Source organism: Sporosarcina sp. FSL K6-6792, assembly GCF_038004885.1.
GTDB classification, from domain to species: domain Bacteria; phylum Bacillota; class Bacilli; order Bacillales_A; family Planococcaceae; genus Sporosarcina; species Sporosarcina psychrophila.
The window spans coordinates 2790412-2808349 of sequence record NZ_JBBOSA010000001.1; the positions used below are offsets into that span (position 1 = coordinate 2790412).

The 17938-nt window shown below is 43.0% G+C and carries 13 protein-coding genes and 1 riboswitch; all 13 genes read right to left on the reverse strand.

Annotation, left to right across the window (positions count from 1 at the left end):
- Positions 1-7 precede the first annotated feature (7 nt).
- The 13 genes from wrbA to abc-f all read right to left on the reverse strand — a co-directional run bounded on the left by wrbA (position 8) and on the right by abc-f (position 17231).
- Positions 8-691 carry an NAD(P)H:quinone oxidoreductase gene (gene wrbA / locus MKZ26_RS13705; RefSeq protein ID WP_340766514.1) on the reverse strand — a complete coding sequence of 228 codons (684 nt, stop codon included), beginning with the start codon at positions 689-691 and terminating at the stop codon, positions 8-10.
- 22 nt (positions 692-713) lie between these two features.
- A complete protein-coding gene (locus tag MKZ26_RS13710) occupies positions 714-1325 on the reverse strand; it encodes an alpha/beta hydrolase (protein WP_340766515.1) in 612 nt (203 codons plus the stop codon).
- A gap of 18 nt (positions 1326-1343) precedes the next feature.
- Entirely contained in the window at positions 1344-2282 is a 939-nt protein-coding gene (locus MKZ26_RS13715; protein ID WP_340766516.1) for a ring-cleaving dioxygenase, read from the reverse strand.
- A 333-nt stretch (positions 2283-2615) separates the two neighbouring features.
- Positions 2616-3818, reverse strand: coding sequence for a DUF3238 domain-containing protein (locus MKZ26_RS13720; RefSeq protein WP_340766517.1), 1203 nt, complete (start codon positions 3816-3818; stop codon positions 2616-2618).
- 55 nt (positions 3819-3873) lie between these two features.
- On the reverse strand, positions 3874-4533 hold the full coding sequence (gene thiE, locus MKZ26_RS13725) for a thiamine phosphate synthase (protein WP_067204577.1): 660 nt from the start codon (positions 4531-4533) through the stop codon (positions 3874-3876).
- Positions 4526-5356, reverse strand: a complete 831-nt coding sequence (gene thiD, locus MKZ26_RS13730; RefSeq protein WP_067204574.1) for a bifunctional hydroxymethylpyrimidine kinase/phosphomethylpyrimidine kinase — start codon at positions 5354-5356, stop codon at positions 4526-4528. Before thiD ends, thiE begins: the two co-directional genes overlap by 8 nt.
- A 79-nt stretch (positions 5357-5435) precedes the next feature.
- A riboswitch (TPP riboswitch) is annotated at positions 5436-5541 on the reverse strand.
- A 376-nt stretch (positions 5542-5917) separates the two neighbouring features.
- Entirely contained in the window at positions 5918-6460 is a 543-nt protein-coding gene (locus tag MKZ26_RS13735; protein ID WP_340766518.1) for a histidine phosphatase family protein, read from the reverse strand.
- 212 nt (positions 6461-6672) lie between these two features.
- On the reverse strand, positions 6673-7203 hold the full coding sequence (locus tag MKZ26_RS13740; RefSeq protein WP_187046424.1) for a hypothetical protein: 531 nt from the start codon (positions 7201-7203) through the stop codon (positions 6673-6675).
- A gap of 11 nt (positions 7204-7214) precedes the next feature.
- Positions 7215-8396, reverse strand: coding sequence for a ParM/StbA family protein (locus MKZ26_RS13745; RefSeq protein ID WP_067204556.1), 1182 nt, complete (start codon positions 8394-8396; stop codon positions 7215-7217).
- A gap of 839 nt (positions 8397-9235) precedes the next feature.
- Positions 9236-9835, reverse strand: coding sequence for a hypothetical protein (locus MKZ26_RS13750; protein ID WP_340766519.1), 600 nt, complete (start codon positions 9833-9835; stop codon positions 9236-9238).
- 425 nt (positions 9836-10260) lie between these two features.
- Entirely contained in the window at positions 10261-11175 is a 915-nt protein-coding gene (gene hprK / locus MKZ26_RS13755; protein ID WP_187046423.1) for an HPr(Ser) kinase/phosphatase, read from the reverse strand.
- Between the two features lie 794 nt (positions 11176-11969).
- Positions 11970-14636 carry a DEAD/DEAH box helicase family protein gene (locus MKZ26_RS13760; RefSeq protein WP_340766520.1) on the reverse strand — a complete coding sequence of 889 codons (2667 nt, stop codon included), beginning with the start codon at positions 14634-14636 and terminating at the stop codon, positions 11970-11972.
- A 924-nt stretch (positions 14637-15560) separates the two neighbouring features.
- Positions 15561-17231 (reverse strand): ribosomal protection-like ABC-F family protein, encoded by a 1671-nt coding sequence (gene abc-f / locus MKZ26_RS13765; protein ID WP_340766521.1) that lies wholly within the window; start codon positions 17229-17231, stop codon positions 15561-15563.
- Positions 17232-17938 lie beyond the last annotated feature (707 nt).

The following is a 17938-nucleotide window of genomic DNA, read 5'->3' on the forward strand; positions in this document are numbered from 1 at the left end:
TTACGTGTTATGCGTTCATACTTTTCAATGCTGTTCCAACTTTTACTGTACGTCCCGCCTGATGAGCAACTGCCGCTTTAATTGCCGCTTCGTCATCCGCTATTTTCCCATCTTGTCCGACAGTTACGCTTGTACCGTACGGGTTACCGCCAGCTGCAAATGTAACTGCGTCGGTGAAACCTGGTGCCGCAACAATTGCTCCCCAGTGGTACATCGTTGTGTACAAGGAAAGGATTGTTGCTTCCTGACCGCCATGTGGGTTTTGTGCAGAAGACATTGCGCTTACAGCTTTATTAGCGAGCTTGCCTTGGAACCAAAGACCACCTAATGTATCGATGAAACTCTGGATTTGCCCAGGTACGTTACCGAAACGTGTCGGTACACTAAAGATAATCGCGTCCGCCCACTCAAGATCTTCTCCCGTTGCAACAGGAACATCTTTCGTTGCTTCAGCATGCGCTTTCCAGCCCGGAGATGAATCGATTGCAGCTTGGGGAGCTGTTTCAGCCACTTTCATTAGTCGTACTTCAGAACCCGCTGCTTCAGCCGCCTCAGCAGCCCACTGTGCCAATTGGTAGTTCGTACCTCCTGAACTGTAATAGACGATTGCTGTTTTTGTTTTTGTCATGTTTACTGTCTCCTCTTTACTTGTTGTAGTTGTTTTGCCGAATAACCTGTCTAAAAAACTCATTTTTTTATCTCCGCTTCTTTTATCATTTCACAAATGTTGTTTTGTACCACTCTGCCGCTGCGTCCACTTCCGTACGTGTTAGCGAATGACCATTCATTTCCCAGTGAACTTCCGTCGCTGCGCCCGCGCCTGCCAATAATTCCTTGAGATCTTCTGACTCCTTCGCAGGGCAAATCGGATCATTTTTTCCTGCGGTGATGAACACCGGAATGCCAGCTAAATCTGGCAAGTCGATTCCGCGCCTTGGTACCATCGGGTGATGAAGAATGGCGCCTTTCAAAGCCTCTGCATAATGGAACAGCAGGCTTGCTGCGATGTTCGCTCCATTAGAATAACCAACCGCAATGACATTCAACCTGTCAAAACTATTTTCTTTTGCAGCTTCATCCAGAAACGCATTCAATTCCTTCGTACGGAAGATTAAATCCTCCTCATCGAATACCCCTTCCGCCAATCTACGGAAGAAACGTGGCATGCCGTTTTCAAGGACATTTCCTCGAACACTTAGTACGCCAGCATCGGGATCAATTAAGTCGGCAAGTCCCAGTAAATCCTGTTCTGTGCCTCCTGTGCCGTGAAGCAAAAGTAACACCGGTTTTGAAGCATCTTTTCCTGGTTTATAAATATGTTTCATAGCATATCTCTCCTCGTATCAATCAATTTCGCGCACTTCAAAAGGGATCAAAGAAGATTCCAGCTGTTCGCGACTGTGCTCATATTGCGTTGGAAGCATAAGATTTTCTCCCATCGTCTCCACGGACTCGTCATGTGCAAAGCCTGGTGCATCCGTTGCAATTTCAAACAAAATATTCCCGTGTTCTCGGAAGTAAATCGCATTGAAATAATTTCTGTCTTTCACTGGTGTCACACCATAACCGTTTTCTTCAACAAGTGATTTCCAGTCCAGTTGATCCGCATCATCTTCAGCACGCCAAGCGATATGGTGAACTGTGCCGACACCCATTTGTGCACGACCTGATGATGTCGTTTTCAAATCGACGATATTGCCGATGTCCGCTGTTGAGCGAAACCGGATGTATTCGCCTTCTTCACCGATTTTTTCAAGCCCCATAACTTGTTCAAGAAGATGAGCCGTTTTTTCAGGTTGTGTAGATAATAGCGTTGCGCCGCCAAACCCTTTTATAGCGACATCCGCTGTTATTTCACCAACCATCCATTCATTCTTTACCCCATCTTCTCGCTCGACAATCTCAATTCTCAAACCGTGTGGATCATCAAATGATACATACGTTTCGCCAAAGCGGTTTGATCTGCTAAACGCAATCTTAAATTTCTCAAGACGGTTTTCCCAGAAAGTCATTGCCCCGACCGGTACTACGTACGACGTAACACCGACTTGGCCATCCCCAATTGTTCCTTGGCGAGCATTAGCCCATGTGAAAAATGTAATGATCGTACCCGGTGCACCGTTTCCATTACCAAAGTAAAGATGATACGTCCCCGGATCATCGAAATTGACGGTTTTCTTGACAAGACGCAACCCAAGAACACCCGCGTAAAAGTCGACGTTTTCTTGCGGATGTCCGACGATTGCAGTTATGTGATGAATGCCCATTGATTTTTTCGTCATATCAATTCTCTCCTCGAATTAGTAGAAAGTTATTTATCTTGAATTCAAGATAATCATATCAAGCAGAGTTTTCTTTGTCAACGAGTTGGCTTGAAGCGTATAAATCAGATGTAAGAAACGAGTCACCGCCTGTCTTGTTCAATAATAGACACTAAAAGTAAATAAAGAGGCTATCCGAGATAACCTCTTGTCACAGTACATTCATTATTACCAAGGTTCATCCTATCGAATAGTAGGGATGCATAATTCGTTATCTACGCAACTCATATTTTTCCTTTCCGGATAAACAACGAACTCCTTCCATTTATGACAACGGAAGGAGTTCATTGTTTACTATTCAAAATTAGAGATTCGCCAGTACTGCCATGCAATTACCTCAGACATCCACGCGAGCCCCTTACTTTCCGCTTGGTGAATTGGTTTCCATTCATTCTCTTCACCACGCATCAGGTAAATCTCATGATGGGGCGCCTGATCGTGGTAACCCGTCATATCAAACGTTCCGTCCCGCCTCATAACTGCTCGCACTTCATAGTTAATGTCAGGGGCCGTTGTAAGGGGATTGCCGACAGCATGCAGGAGATGAAATCCTGCTTCGTCTTCCCCGTGATTTGTCCGTTTCAATGTAATCCCATCGTGTGAAGCGGTTGCCTGTTTCCTAAAGCGCTTAAAAGCATCATAGACAATCGATGGCCCAACATCCCTTGTAAACGTCAATGGAGAACGTTCAAGGTCATATGCCAGTTCGACGTCCACTCGGGTCCGATAACTGGCTCCATTTGAATCGAATCCCCTGTCATCCCCTTTAAAATAACGATTTCGCGACAATAGATTCGGATTCAACACCCAGTCATCCTGCAAAAACGTCATGTAGCGGAATTCCCACCTATCTACATTCGGGAGACGAACTCTGTCTTGAACAGGTATCAGCAATTCCCTCGGTTTGGCAATGGATTTTGTCACCGAAAATCGTTCAATCGCCGCTTCTGCCTTCGACGAAACTGGATTCAACAACCCAAAAAGAGTGGAGACAATCGACTGAAAGACGTTGAATCGTTCTTCCGACTTCGCAAGTGAACGCTTAGATTCGATCGTATACGTATAGATTTCATCCAACGAAAAATCCCTGTCGATGTAAGAATTATCGACCGCCGTTGTCATATGCTTACCATTTCGGTAGACATCATATTCAGCGACATCTTTAATTTCCTCCCAAGACAATGCAATTTGCGTCTTTGCGACAATCGTTGTCATGACAAGTGACTGAAGCGGACTTTCTTTGTTTTTCTGTTCAGCAAATGCTGACGTTTGCAATGCAATAACGTCAATTACAATACCATCTTCAACACGTTCGATTACGTAATTATATAGTTTCGCATGCTTGAAATCACCGTCACTAAATTCAGAGACCGTTCCTTCATACAAATGATGCCCGTCTCTATAGACTTTGTAGGTTCCGCCGACATCATTCCATGTGAAATAGATTAGATCTGCCTTATGCAAAACGGTTTGTATTTCAAACAGTTTCTTTTTCATCCGCACACCACGCCCCTTACTTGGAAGTGTGGTATATTTCGCGAGCAGTTAAACATTACATTTCAATACCTGTTAATGAAAGAAGGACCGCACCTTTTAAACGACTTGCTGCTTCTCCAGGATCTTCTTCTCCAGAAATCGCAGAAATAACCGCTACCCCTGACGCACCCGCTTTAATGATAGCACCGGCTCTGCGTTCTGAAATTCCACCAATCGCAACAATAGGTAAACCAGGTAACAACGATGCCACTTCCCTAATTGTCTCGATGCCAATAACCGGTTGCGTATCCATTTTCGTCTGTGTCTCATAAACTGGACCTAGACCGATATAATCAGCCCCAGCATCAGCTGCCGCAATCGCTTCTGTTACATTATGCGTAGAAACACCTATTAGCATGTCTGGACCAACCTTGTCACGCACTGCCGAAATATATCCGTCTTCCTGCCCGATATGAATACCGTCTGCACCAATTTCAATCGCAAGACCTATATCATCATTGACAATGAAAGGTACACTATATTGTTCACATAATTGCTGACACGCCTGTGCAAAAGCCTTCAACTCTTCACCCGTTAATGCACCAGGCCCTTTTTCACGTAATTGAAAGCTCGTTATACCACCCTTTAGCGCCTCTTCTAAGACATGTAACGGGTCGCGTCCCGCCAAATTCACTGTGCCCATGATGAAATATAAGTTAACTGTTTGCTTATCCATAAACTACAACCCCTTCCATTGTCTTGTTGCCGCGGCGTCCATATGCCCAGTGATTCGTCGGACCATGGCCGCCACCAATTTTTAGTCCATCTTCAATTGCTGCGTGTATAAAACATTTTGCAGAAACAACTGCATTCGCTGCCGTTTCCCCATTTGCCAAAAACGCTGTCAGTGCCGCCGAATACGTACACCCTGTTCCATGCGTATCTTTCGTATCAATCCATGGTGCGCGAACCGAGAACCGTTCCCCGTCAGCCCCCATGAACAGATCTTCCGCATAAGGCGCTTCTTTCCGGTGGCCCCCTTTAATAAGAACCGCCCCCGCGCCCAACGCTATTATATGTTTCGCCGCTCGTTCTATGTCTTCATTCGTCTTTATTTCCATTCCTGCAAGCACTTCTGCTTCTGGAATATTAGGTGTAACAATAGCTGCAAGAGGTACAAGTACAGTCTTCAACGCTTCAACCGCCTGTCTTTCTAGCAATGAAGCACCCCCTTTCGCAATCATTACCGGATCAATGACAAGTGGAATTCCGCTCCAATGAAACGCCTCTCCCACTGCATAGATAATTTCTGTCGAAAAGAGCATCCCCGTCTTAATCGCTTTAACATCAAAATCTTCAATAACTGCCTGTATTTGCGCTTTAATAATAGCGGTGTCAACCGGCTGTATCGCCGTCACTCCAAATGTATTTTGCGCTGTCACCGCTGTCAGTGCCGACGTACCGAAAACACCCAATTCTTGGAACGTCTTCAAGTCTGCCTGAATACCCGCACCACCACCACTATCCGACCCCGCAATTGTCAATGCCACACGTACCATTCGATTCGCCACCCTTTTATTTATACTAAAAAGCCGCTTCCCGGTGGCGTAAGAAAGCGGCTAGCCATTTAACTATTCGTAAAAGGCGTACCCACTTTCCTACGCCGGTATAATCCGGATCAGGTTCCAAGGGTCCGCGCATTCATGCACGTCTCAGCCTAAAAAAGGCTCCCCTAGTGGTTGTTAAACTATTCAGCTTTGTAGCAAGTGTAACATATCTAGTGTGAGATTGTGGGAATGTTTGGTCCATTTTCAATAGAAGCATAGAGTAATGGAAATAAAAAACCCCATCAAATAGGTTCAATATATATAATAAACTCGTTTCACGTGGTAACAGTTTATTCCATTCTATCGTCGATAAGAGTATAGTTAATGACATAAACAGAAAGAAGGCGCAGTTTATGCATAAAGCAGACAGCAGACCGAATAATCCCGACAAATCCATGTGGATCAGTCTTTTCGGGGCACTCGTTATTATTGCAGTGGTCATTATTACTAATCTTACAATGGGTTAACATTCACTAAAACCTAGATAGGCCGACATCACAGCGGCCTGTTTTTTTATTCAGAACCCCAAATTCTTTCCACTTCTGAGTCCCCATCCTTAATCCGTATAACATACACGTCTGGATTCGTCAGTGCCTGCCACTGCCCAAAATCGAATCGCTCATCATAACACCTTAATAATAGCGCCATTAAGTTCCCGTGTGTCACAAGCACTGTCCGCGAACCGTCACCCAGCTCATCCACAACATCACAAACCCTCGACATCGCTTCACTCGAAGATTCCCCACCCTCATATTTTAGATGAAGGTCAAAAAACGTATCTTCCAGCTTTATCAACCAATCCTCGAAATCCATTGAACTTAGCACGCGCTCCATAAGCCGACTATCCACCTCTACATGCAACTTCTTCCGCTCAGCTATAGGCCAGCCCGTCTGACGTGCACGAGAAAACGGACTCGTAATAATCCGATCCACTTCGATATCTTCGAAAAACGCTACAAGCTGATCCGCCTGCAAAATCCCTTCAGCAGTCAATTCCGCGTGTGGTGCCTGTCCTTCTGCGGAGCAATGACGCACGATGTAAATAACTTTTTCCATAACCGCTTCACCCCATTCTTCTTACTAAATAGACATACAGCCCATTCGTAAACTAGCTGTAGTCTTCCCTATTACTCTTTTTCCCTTGTATGCTCCAAAGAAAACATCTCAATGTTTTAGATTCCTTAGAAATCACAACAAAAAGTGCCTGTACAATAGACCATCATGAAAATTTAAACATTCATGGTGGTTTCTTATGCAGGCACTCACTATTATTTATTCATCTGGGCAAGGAAGTCAGCTAGAGGGTCTTCCTCTTCTACAACAGAGGTTTCTTCTGGCTCCTTTAACTGTTCCCAATCAAAATTATCCAGATCATCCTCTATGTTAATCAATTGATGTTCTGTTTCCACCTCAACGGCAGCGCTCGTTTCTTCCTGCAAATATAATGCTGCATTTACATCTATTGCATTGCTGTTCAATGATGCAAAGAGAGAAGCTGTGCGGATTGGATCGGACATTAACTGATAGACGATACTCCCTAGTAGCGCCTCGGAATGTTCGTGCTTTAACCAATCACGTTGCGCTTTAGTTAACCCTTTTGGGAGCGGAATTGTTATGGCCTCTCTATGCTTTAAAAGTGAGTCATTCACCCCATCTATCACGAACTCCGCAATTTTACTGGAAAAGTTTCTTCTTTCGACTTCTTTTAACTTTTGCAGTTGCTTTAGTGTGTGGTCAGATGTATCTGATGGGAGACGAAATGTAATGGGCTGTCCCCTTTTTAATCCCGCGTCATTCATGCATAGTCACCTTACTTTGTTTTAACTAACTTTTCTTCTTCTTTAATTTTGACTTGTTGATTTTTTTTCGCAAAGTCTGAAATTAACTTGTAATAAGCGTTGGCCATCATCCAGACACTTTCTTTTTCATCCTCAAAGAAATCGATATTATAACCATCTAAGCTATTATTTAACGTTTTAAGATAGTCTTTAAGGACAATAGAGCCTCCGCCGATGAAATAGCAGATCTCAGATTGCGAGTTTCTTGCCCATACATTCCGTAAATGGCGATATTGCTTTTTCGCTAACTCCAAGAGAATCCGATCTACAATGTCATGAACACTTGTCCGGCTTCCTTTTACCATAATATGATTACGGTTATTTTTCTTCGTTATAATGTCCACAACATCTAGACGACTGTCCAACTCTACGCCATGCCTAACATAAATTTCTTCTCGAATAGCATCCAGAGACTCTGAAACACCCAAGTTAAAGCCTTGCGCCTTATCATCATCAACTTTACGATTCCTAATGACCGCAACATCCGTTGATAATCCACCGATGTCTTGTATCAAGATTTGTTTATCGATTAATTCTTTATTAATGATGTTTAAATTATTATCCATTACAAGGTTGATAAACGCAGCAAAACCTTCTGGATAAACCTTTACTTCATCAAATTTAATATTTACTTTTATACCTTGATATTTAGGTGTAACTAAAAATTCTACTTGGTGAACAGAGCTAAGCAATTGGGAACGATAACCAACGTCTTTCCCTTCCTTAACTTCTCTAAGTGGAAGTCCTGTACCTAGTGTATACGTAGCTTCAATTACATTATTATTACGTTTAAAAATACCTTTATTCTCATCACGAGCTGCATCTATTGCAAGTGCCGCGAACAACATCACCAAAGTTTGATCTTCCTCAGATTTGTTGCTACCTGGATCTAGTTCAGTTGAATTACCACTTTTCGTAGCAAGATTCCCAACACGGTAAATAGCGTTGTTATCTTTTAATGTTGGAGAGTGCAAACGAATATGAATGCCATCAGTAGGCTCTTGGTTGTCTAGTTCTTCAATGCCGATAATCGGACGATCTGCAATATCTTGTGCAATTACATTGGGTATATTGAGTTCTGCTTCCAATTTACCGAAAATGGCTTTTAATGAATCGTTTCCTACGTCAATTGCTGCAATACGTGTTTCTGTCATAAAAATCATCCTCCCCAATTATTCTATCTTTCTATTGAAATGGTACTGGAATTTTGTTGGCAGGTCAATCCAATTCAACTATTTAACACACAAATGTAATATTGTGTACCCAGCTGTAAACTTGTACACATTAACGTATACACGCGCCACTACTGGTTGTGTACGCGTTTGTATACTTGTACACATTAATGTTTACAAATGTATACATTAACGTATACAAGTACACTGTAATGTATACATCCACAAAAATAGTCGAGATGGACGTTTATTTAAGTTCAATATAAACCCTCCTTCCCCTTCCCTTCCAAACTTCAAGCTGAAGCAGAGCTTGCTTGACATTCAATAAAATGGATATTTAATAAATAAAACCCATTAGCCATTCCCTTACTTTTCGAAAGTGCCAGTGATTATAAGTTGTTATTCGATCTGTTCCCACCTTCATTACAAGCGTGCGAGCTGTTGACCAAGCAATTTCGACTTCTCAGTTTCACCTCTAACATGCCTTTACAGGTTAAATAGTATCATTAATCACCAATTAGCTTACGCCACACTCCAGGCCCCCAGCTGCATCTAGGAGTAACCTGACTAATAATAGGTGGCCGAATAAGACAAAATGACAACCATTTCATACACCAAAATAAAAAACACGAAAAAAAGTAGACATCTATTTGAATTAACGGGTTCTCTTTTTGAGACAAAGCACACAAATAACATCGTAAATCGCACCCACTCCAAAAGGTAAATTGTAAGCGACATTTCACAACAACTTATCTACTCCAACTAAGTGCATCCGTTAGTCAGGCAATCCCTTTTGAAATTTCATTAAATGACTTTGTAGTTTAATCACCTTTCGTTAGTGTTCTCAACATCTCCTTGTCACCAAGGTAAGTAATTTTCTCTATCCCCTCATCACGTATAATAGCTATACCCGTGATTTCTGCATTAATTTTCTCATTCCCTTTTTTTTCATAATCAATATAAGCCGTAAAGTTATAATTCGTTGGAGTGTCTTTATTTTGCTCCACTTCAATTTTAGTTACGGTTATTTGATAGTCATATTTGTTGGCTGCTTCGTGAAATAGTAATGCATGACCCGTCGAAACGAATCTATCGTAACCGCTATCCGTGAAATAAGGTCCATAGGTATCCTTTAAATAAGTGTTATACTCGCTATCTAATGGTAATGGTCCACCCTCTTTCTGTTCTTCCACCCACTTATCCAGATCGTTAATTGTACGTATTGCTTCTTCATTAGGAGCATTCAGCTCATACTCTAGGAAGCCTTGAATGAGCTCTTTATTTTTATCCTGTGGTTCGGCTTTAGAGCATCCTGTAACTAAAAGACAAATAAGAACAATAAATAGGGCGACTCCAGTTTTCAATTTAATGTTCTTCTTTCTAATGATTGAAATATAATTCCTTAGTGATTTATGATACATAATATTTCCCCCATTTTTATTTTTTTTGGATCTACTTCTTATACATAGTAGACATAAGAAAAGTTTCATTTTCCAACTATTTCATCTTGTAAGTTAAGTAAGTGAACTGTATTCCTTTATTATCCATAATGAGAGGAATGCATCGCCATTAAAACAGTACAGTAAACCTACTGTACAATAACTGTTTCAAAAGATAATATGTGCGCTAAAAATCATGCGATTTCAAATGCTGAATATGAATGCATGCTTTATTGACAATGAAAAAGACCTATTCATTAATGCGAATAGGTCTGTGGTTTTGATTGCGATTTACTTGTTTTGTCCCCCAAAAAGAGAACCCGTTACTATTTGAATTTCTACTCATTTTCACGTTTTTACGTACTCCTACTAATTATTCCAAACCCATCAAACGTTGCTACTCAATACTAAGGCGTATCTGACTCAATCCGTTTCATGAATTCCTCTACTGCGCTATAACCTTGCTGCTTTAAATACCAGTTATTCGCCGCGGCTTCAATCAAACCTGCGATATCACGCCCCGGCTGAAGTTGAATTTGGATATGCGGAATCTGGACGTCCATGTATTCCACAAACTTCGTTTCCTGCTCTAATTCATTATTCAAGTCATTTTCTTTCCACTTAGTTAATTCGATGTCCAGTGCAATCCGCGTTTCATCCTGGAAAGCGGCTCTTCCATAAAGGCGCACCACATTTAACAAACCAATACTACGCAACGCAAGAAATTCTTTGCTGTTTTCGTCGTGCGTGCCGAGCAAGGTTTGTGGGCTAAGCTTTTTCAACACCACGACATCATCTGCTACAAGCCGATGTCCCCGACCAATCAGTGTATGAGCCGTCTCGCTTTTCCCTACGCCAGACTTGCCGCGGAGTAGAATACCCATTCCCGAAACATTGACGCAAACGCCGTGTATTGCAATTTCTGGAGCCATTGCTTTCACAACATACGCATCTAATTTCGCACTCAATTCACTCGTGGAATCACGAGTACGTAACACCGGGATTTTCTCTTCCGTACAGTATTGAATCAGGCCCAGTGGCTCTTCCTGCTGGGATGTAATGATGATACATGGGGGCGCATATTGAACAATATTTGCAATCCGAAGCTTACATTCCTCAAACGTCAGCGTATGAAGGTAATTAACTTCGTTTTTCCCCAAAATTTGAATATGTTCTTTTGCAATAAAATCAAATATATCCATAAACTCTAATCCTGGACGACGTACTTTGGATTTTTTTATAATACGATGCAATTGGTCGTGTCCGCTTAACACTTCCAAGGAAAACGTATTGACTATCTCTTCAATCGTAATCGTTTTCATGAACAGCCTCCATTCTGCAGTCTTCTTACATGACCTCTTCGTTTACTTTACCACCAATTGGAGCTAATTCTTAGCGACTATCTCCGACTTAAAACTACACTAAATATGTTCAACAAATGAATATGGCGTATGCGCTTTACAAGGGCTTTTGGGAGGCCATTGAAAAAGCCCTTGTACTGGAATGAAATAGATCTCCTACCAATACCGCTTCGACGCTTTGTGAATGCCTCCCGCGATAAGCCAGAAAGGAAATCACTTTCAGTCTTATCGCTCCGGCTACCACGAAGTCGCGCCTTCGCTGGATGGCCTATTTGAGAAAGCGCATTTCGTTATCTGTGATGGAATCTGCAACTTAGAGTGCATCTTTCTTGACTATGAATAGTATCAACTAGTAATCACATTATAATCTCGGTATAGACATCTCAAAATTACATTTCTCTCGATAATTAACACCCTAGCGCTCGCGAGGCAAAGACATCCCCACAGCGCCAAGCGTTCTACAATCCACACCCCGAATTAAGAGGAAACTGAAAAAGTTCTTTTTTAAAGTAAGAACTAGTTGATTGTAGTGAAGAGCGGCGACTCCAGCGGGAACAGCACGAGCTGAAGACCCCGCAGGAACGCAGTGACGAGGAGGCTGAAGCCGTGCCCGCGGAAAGCGTCCGCTCGGAACGGAAATCAACGGCATTGAAGAAAATCGCACTTTTTCAGTGACCCCCGAATTACAACTCTCTCAACATTGAGTACCACAACAGATTCAATGGGATTCTTTAATTCAACATATACATGCCTTCTTACCGCCATCCACTGGTCCGTTCTACTGTTGGTACGAACGAACTGGATAATGCCTTCATCCGCGCTTCTAGCAGTTTAAGACGTCCCTCGACAGTTCTTGTGTAGATGAAATCTGACTTTCCAACCCGGCGTTTCCACTCTTCCAAGAAAAAGCTCACATATTCTTTCTTTTGTCCGATTACTTGCGGGATAGCGTGATAATCAGATCTCTTCCAAAGTTTCCCTGCCTTGCGTATTAGTATGTATCGCGGATTTTCAATTGGATCTAGAAATTCCTTCAATGCGGTCATGAAGATCGTCTTCTCATGCGTCGTCCCTTCTTCAAGCCAGCATGTATATGTCCCTCCGCCGTCTCGCGTCACTCGGATCATCTTGTTATGGAGTGGTGTTGTAACAGCACCTGCATGAAGCATGGATGCATAGACAGTTTCCGCAATCTCTTTCATACTCGCTTCAATGGAAGGATGCTTGCTATACAACTTCACCGTTTTATAGCAAGAAGGTGCTGCAAAAAGGAGGCCGAGCACTGTCGCAATCGCCATTCCTTCTCCGAATGAAAACGCACCAAGTTTTCGGAAAAGATTGCTGAAATCGACTACTGCTTCTAAAGCGATAAACCCCGTGATCCACAAAAGACCTCTCAATGTGTTATCTAAATAATATGGACGCGGCAAGGAGCGTTTATCCGCCACGATTTCCTCGGTCATTTCACGGCCTCCATCAATGGCTCTTTGCCAACGGACGAAAAAAGTGTCCCGTTTGCCCGCACGTTGTACCATTTCATGATTTAACATATTAACGCGCTCCACCGTGCCTGGGGGAGCCCCAGTCTCCAGTCGAGCTATCCCCGTTTCAATGATATCTCGCTTTGCTCCTATGCCAATTAGCGATTGAAATCTCCGTGTTAGATTATCATAGTCCGCTCCTCCACCTGCATCACTTCGATCCACACAGACCAGATGCCAGATGGAAGATGTTTTAGCCTGATCATTTCGATCTGTCCGAATCGCACGTCCGCGCATTTGATTTGACAGCATAAAGGAACCGACATTAGACGCCAAAATAAGTGAATTTATGCAAGGTGCATCCCATCCTTCACCAAGGAGCGCGGCCGTCCCGGTTAGTACATCCACGCCGCCCCTTTTGAGAACTTCGGTCATTATTGCGACCATCTGTTGCCGATCAGCCGAGCTCACCTCAATTCGGATAAAGGACGCATCAACTTCAAGCGGCGATGCAACGACTGTCAACCCGCGGTTATTTGCTTCCTCTTCAAATATAGGCCAAGCACTCACTGGCAGGACGACAATCGATCCAGTTAGGATCCCCGGTTTAACGTACGGACCGAGGTTTCTACGCAGCACTTCAAATATGGGGACGACACCAAGGCGAGCAAATGGAAGCTCATCCCCCTTTTTTAATGGCATATCCGCAGCTCGAATGTAATCTGTCAAAATAACCATGCGGAGCTGTTCACCGAGAAGCGCTTTTTCCGCTTTCACAATTTCTTCTATACTCTTTAATTTTGAAGCACTATGTATGAGTCCCCTCTTTATGGACGCATTTGAAAGAAGTACGACTTTCCGACGCTCCACTGCCCCGATTCGTGTTAAACGTTTTCGTATGTCCTTTAAAATGACATCTTTATCATCCACCTGAAATAGCAAGCCTGTAAGCAACTCTTCAAGCCAAGAAAGCGACAACTCCGGCATTTGGTCATCTTTCATTCCGATGATAGGCAGGGCATGGGCGTATGCTTGTGAACCGTTATTTTTCAAGAACAAAAGCATACTGGAAAAAACACTTGGACTAGACAAAATCTGCTCTACATGTGCTTCTGGTTCTGCTATCCATGGATGCTTTTCGAGATACACCACAAATTCTTTATCCTCGATCAGTTGCTCGATGAACCTATCCACTTCGTCACGAAACTCTAGAATTTGCATCATTTCATCCGCTTCAAGAATTGAATAGTGAATAAAATCCTGGTGTGGACAAAGTTCCGACGCTTTCACAAGCTCAGGTACCGATATTTCCAGATCAATCGGTCCGCACAACGCGACATAACGCTGCCACTCTGCAGCACTCACATCGAAAGGCGGTGTGGCAGTTAGCGCAACGACAACAGGTTCACCAAGCCTCTCCTTCACATCCATCATCGTCCTCCACCAAGATGTGCGAAGATGGTGGGCTTCATCCAATATTAGTGTGCCAAAACCAATCTGATCAAATTTACGCATCAAATCGTCAGCATTTCCCGTCATGAATTCTTCTACCGTTTCATCGTCAGTGTGATCTTCACTGTCATCGGTTATTTTTTCTTCTCGTTTATTGAATAGACTATGTAGCGATTGATAGGTCGTCACCGTGACAAATGCAGGTTCCTTTAAATTAGTCGACATCCAGGTAGGTAGTTCATCTCCAAGGAAAAGCTCGGTGAACCGCTCCATCCACTGCGCCCGAATAGCCACAGTCGGCGCAACAATTAAGGTCGGTCGATCAAGCCGAAGCATAACTTCAAGACCGAGGACCGTTTTTCCAGATCCCGGTGGCGCCACGAGATGAAGATGCCCATTCACAAGATGACTTTCCAGTTCGTTCAGTATGCGTCTCTGATATGAACGCCACTCATAAGAGAATTGAATGCTATCCGGAAACCGTTCCACAATTTACTCCCCCTTTGACAAGACTGGTCTTCCATACCCCGTTCATTTTTACTTATACTCAAATTATACCAAATGGACACCACCTTTTCTTACTTGTTAGCGGAAAGTTTTATCTACAGAAACTTGTGTATTCGACTTTAGATGCTGAAACTTTTTTATGGAATGAAAAACAGCGTCCCTTTTTGGCAGACGCTGTTTTGAATGACTACTTTCATTATATGTTGAATTAAAGAATTCCATTGAACCTGCTGTGGCGCTCAATAATGAGAGAGGTGTAATTCGGGGTGTGGATTGTAGAACGCTTGGCGCTTTGGGGATGCCTCTCGCCGCGCCTACGCTAGGGTGTTCATTATCGAGAGAAATGTAATTTCGAGATGTATATGGCGAGATTGTAAGGTGATTACTAGTTGATACTATATAAATGAATCCCATTGAACCGCTCCGGCGCTAGGGGATGCCTCCCGCCATAAGCCAGATGAGGTATTCTTTAACCTATCTGGAATAACCTCTTGGTATTAACTGTATAATTTCTGCAAAGAACGCAGAAATTATACAAACCGAACTCTTCGTTGTTCGGTTGGCTACCCCTGCTAAGGCGCCTTCGCTCAGTATATATATACCGGATTCAACGTATATACTTAAATTCAAGAAAGACATACTCCAGCTTGCAGATTTCATCCCAGATAATGAAATGCACTTTCTACATAGACCATCCAGCGAAGACGCGACTTCGTGGTAGCCGGAGCGATAAGACTGAAAGCGGCCTCCTTTCTGGCTTATCGCGGGAGGCATCCACAAAGCGTCGAAGCGGTATTAGCAGGAACTCCAATTCACTCCAAGTAATAGAACTTTACAGCGGCCTCCCAAAAGCCCCTGTAAAGCGTATACGCCCTATTCACTTGTTCAACATCTATAGTTCTCCATTCACTTCAATGCCCTTAATTTTCTACTTAACTCATTAAAAACCTTATCGAGGTCAGCATACCTTTTATCCCCTTGTTTCATCATACTCAACTGTCCCAGCACCGCCTGCAGCTCAGTTTCAAGCCGCAAACGTTCATCAGCAGTCTTTTCAGGTTGCACTATGGCACTGCGCTCTTGCCATTCGGCATATGTCAGCGGTATTTTCCGCACTGTTCCTTGCTCGAATAGAAGCAGCCCGTCTGCCATCCGCTCTGTGAAATAACGGTCATGTGAGGCGAAAAGCAACGTTCCTGGAAACGTCTCCAGTGTCTTTTCAAGCTCTTCTCTAGAAGGTAAATCAAGATGATTCGTCGGTTCGTCCAGCAGCAATACGTCCGTTTCTTCAACAATGAACTGCATCAATTTAACCTTCACCCGCTCTCCCACACTGAGGTCCGACAACGGCAGGTCCCACTGTTGCTTTGAAAATCCAAGGTTTGTCAAATGTGTACGGATTACGCCCTGTTCGCGGAACGTATCCACATGAAAATAATTCGCCATCGTCATGTCTTTTGGAAAGTCCGTTGCTGTCTGACTCAAATAACCAATCGTCATGCCGTTCGTTTTCCAGAGATCTCCTTTATAATTCTCTTCTCCAAGTATCATTCGGAAAAGCGTCGATTTCCCTGCACCATTTGGACCGATAAGACCAATCCGCTCACCCGCTTGTACAGTAAACGAGACGTCTGCAAAAAGTTCATGCCCGCTGAATAACTTTCGGACATCTTTTAACTCCATGACTCGCTTCCCTTTTTTCTTCCCACCTTTGACGTCAAAAGACACGCCAATTTCATCTTTAGGCTTCTCAATACGATCTTTTTCCAATTCCCCTTCTAGCCGTTTATGCTTCGAGCGGATTTGGACATCGCGTTTTTTCGCCTTCATCCGGAAGTATTCCTTTGCCCCCATCATTCTTCCGCCCTTTTTCGTCGATTCCGCATGTGCCTTCGCAGACCAATTTTCCAACTCGGCGATTTGTTCTTCCACTTGCTCAATCTTTCGCTGTTGCTGTCCATAATGCTTCAACTGGACTTCCCGATTCGTGTCCTTCAGATTCCGGTATTGCGTATAGTTTCCTTTGTAGACCGTCAGTTTGCCGTGCTCAATTTCGAATACGAAATCCGCCGTCCTGTCGATGAAATGCCGATCATGGGAGACAATCAGATACGTACCAACATCCTCATTGATGATCCGGATCAATTCTTCCAGACTGTCACTGTCCAAGTGATTCGTCGGTTCATCCAAAAGGTTCAGCCTGCTCTTCTCAGCGAGCGCAGACGACAGCCGTATCTTCATCCGCTCCCCGCCGCTTGCAGAACTATATTCAGCACGCTCCGGTACTTTCCACTTCCGCCGGTACGTATGGGTTTCTGCCCGTTCCCAATCGATTGTCCCTTCGTCTTCCTGTTCCTGCCTAAAATAGGTGATGGACGGCGACTTGCCATTCCAATTAACTGAACCTGACGTTGGCACTCTCTCCCCTGCTAGTAATGACAGTAGCGTCGTTTTCCCCGCACCATTCGCTCCAACAATCGCAATGCACGCTCCTTCCGGAATATCCGCAGACACTCCATCAAAGATTACCGTTTCACCATGTACTACTGATACTTGATTTAATGTTCCAATAAGCATATTCATTCCTCCAAGTTCGGAGGGAATACAAAAATCCCTCCGACATAAAATCGGAAGGATTAGTCATTATTCATCCAAATTCAAAGTTCTCTAAAAAGCCTCTTGTTCGTACAAAGAGGAAGGAACTTATTTAAATGTGGACAGACTAATCCTATTTTCCGTTCGAATAAAAAATTCAGTTTCCGGAATCAAAAGATTAGTACTTCATTGTCCACACGTCATTCCTTCCTCTTTTAAAGTTATATGTATTATAGCATACTATTCTGTTTTTCTAACCAAGTTACCATAATTCAAGAATAAATTATTCATTCATTTCTTTCTTCTGTTACTGTAAAATTAGATAAACACTGAAAAATCCTTCTTCCCCCTTTCATTTTACTGGAAATTTTGTTTCCTATTACAATAAGGTGGTGATTGCTATTAAATTTAAAACTGTTATATTGCCTACTTTTATAATGTTGATTTTTTCGTTGATAGGATCTTGTACGAACGAGGGAGATTGTACAATGTGTTCTTTAGTAAGACCTATACTCCACATCATGTAAGCCCCTATAGAAAGTAACACTTCCTAAAATAAGAAAAGAAATAGAGATTAGATATAACTTACATATCTAACCTCTACTCTGTGAATATGCAATTTAAGAAACTTTGCACGCTAGGTATTACGTAATCCTGTTCAACTCCCAAAAGAGAAAGCAGTTTAACTA